This is a genomic window from Mesorhizobium sp. M7A.F.Ca.CA.001.08.2.1, from assembly GCF_003998455.1.
Lineage (GTDB): Bacteria > Pseudomonadota > Alphaproteobacteria > Rhizobiales > Rhizobiaceae > Mesorhizobium > Mesorhizobium ciceri.
This window is the reverse complement of the sequence record NZ_RZPW01000980.1, coordinates 1-1,895: the sequence shown is the minus strand read 5'-3', so window position 1 is coordinate 1,895 and position 1,895 is coordinate 1. Positions and strand designations below refer to the sequence as shown.

Annotated in this window: 2 protein-coding genes; one reads left to right on the top strand and one right to left on the bottom strand. The window is 63.5% G+C overall.

The annotated features are described in order from the left end of the window. Window positions 1–734 (bottom strand): Dyp-type peroxidase (locus EN914_RS33785; protein ID WP_127244471.1); only part of this gene is annotated, 734 nt, incomplete at its 3' end. Between the two features lie 129 nt (window positions 735–863). Between EN914_RS33785 and EN914_RS33780 the strand changes: the two genes are divergently transcribed. Further along, window positions 864–1,895: AsmA family protein (locus tag EN914_RS33780; RefSeq protein ID WP_127389600.1), on the top strand; the 1,032-nt coding region annotated here is incomplete at its 3' end.

Below are 1,895 nucleotides of genomic sequence, written 5' to 3'. Positions count from 1 at the left end.
ATATCGTACTCGTTGCCGGCGGCATCCTCGATGGTGGCCAGCGACTTGTGCGATTTGCGCGGCGCATCGTCATCGTCGATTTCGATGTTGTCGATCTTGGTGCGGCCGATGATCGCTTCCTGCTCGGGCGTCGGAATGCGCGCCCAGGCCTGCATGTCGTGGAGATATTTCTGGACGACGACATAGCTGCCGCCGGCGAAGTCGGCGTCTTCGTCGCCGATGAGCGCAGAGGCGGGCAAATCGAGGCCGGTCGGGTTGGCGGTCCCGTCGACGAAGCCGAGCAGGTCGCGCGCATCGAAATAGCGAAAGCCGGAAACCTCATCGATGACGCTTACGCCGTCACCGAGATTGTCGAGCAGGATGCGCTCGAACTCGAAGCACATATCGGGTCGCTCGGAGCGGATGTGGAAGAGAAGATCGCCGGCGGTCGAAGGCGCCGAATGAACGGCACCCTTGATCGGCGCGAACGGTTTCAGTTCCAGCGGCCGCCGGTCTGGAGAGAGACGATCCCAGAGATCGCGGCCGATGCCGGCGATGCACGACAGCCGCCCGGAAAGGTCGCGGAATCCGACATTTTTGACCAGGTCGTCGAGTTTGCCGAGCACCGACGCAACCCTGGCGAGCGCGCTCTGCCCACTGGCGACGGTGACGACAAGAAAGACCGCCGAAAGCGACAGCGGAGCGTCGACACTTTGCGCATCGATCGGCACGCGATCCCAGTTCTTGCCCGACATCCGATTTCTCCGCTTCGCCGGGATTTGTTTCAGATCACCGGAGATCGCGCAACTGGATGAATTGCCTCTTTATCGACACGCGGATGCGGGTAGAGTGCGGCAGAATTTCATTCAACCCATTCGGAGCTGATGCTCGCACGCCTGTTCGTGATCTTTGGTGGCCTGTTCGTGCTGGTGCTGTGTGCGGCGCTGGTGGTGCCGTATTTTATCGACTGGACCGGCTACCGCACCGACTTCGAGCGCGAGGCGAGCGCCATTCTCGGCCGTAAGGTGACCGTGCAGGGCGACGCCACCGCAAGGCTGTTGCCGTTTCCCTCGGTGACCTTCTCGAATGTCGCCGTCGCCGGCGGCCCCAACGGCCAGCCGGCCATGACGGTCGAGACGTTTTCAATGGACGCGGAACTGGCGCCCTTCCTGCGCGGTGAAGTGCTGATCTTCGACATGCGGCTGGTGCGGCCGAAAGCGACCATCGATATCGCCAATGACGGCACTGTCGACTGGGCGATACGGCCGTCCTCGCCCTTCGACCCCAGCCAGATCTCGATCGAGAAGCTGACGGTGACGGAGGGTCAGATCGAAGTTCGCCATGCCGCCGGCGGGCGCAGCCATCTGTTTTCCGAGATCAATTCGACCGTCTCGGCCAAGTCGCTGGCCGGCCCATGGCGCATGGACGGCACGCTGCGGCTGGACGGGTTGCGCACCGCGGTCACCGCGTCCACCGGCAAGGCCGAAGGCTCAGGACAGATGCGGTTTCGGCTGAAGGCCGATCCGGACGCCTATCCGCTGGTCATCGAGACCGACGGCAATGCCGGCATCGTCAATGGGGCTGCCGTCTACTCCGGCCAGTTCAAGATCTCCGGTGCCGACAAGAACAGCGCCGAGCTGCGCGGCACCGATGGCGAGACGGTGAAAGTCTCGGCCGGTAAGCCCGATCCGGGCTTTCGGCTGAACGGCAAATTTTCGCTCGACCACCAGAAACTCGGGGTCGACGAATTCCGCTTCGAGACCGGGCCGCTCGACAACCCCTACACCGCCGATGGCAAGGCTTCTGTCGATCTCGGGCTGAAACCGAGTTTCGCCATCGAGGCCAATGGCGCGCAGGTGCAGTTCGACGAGGCGGTGGGCGCCGAAGCCGGCGCCGGCCTGACGCTGGACCAGCGC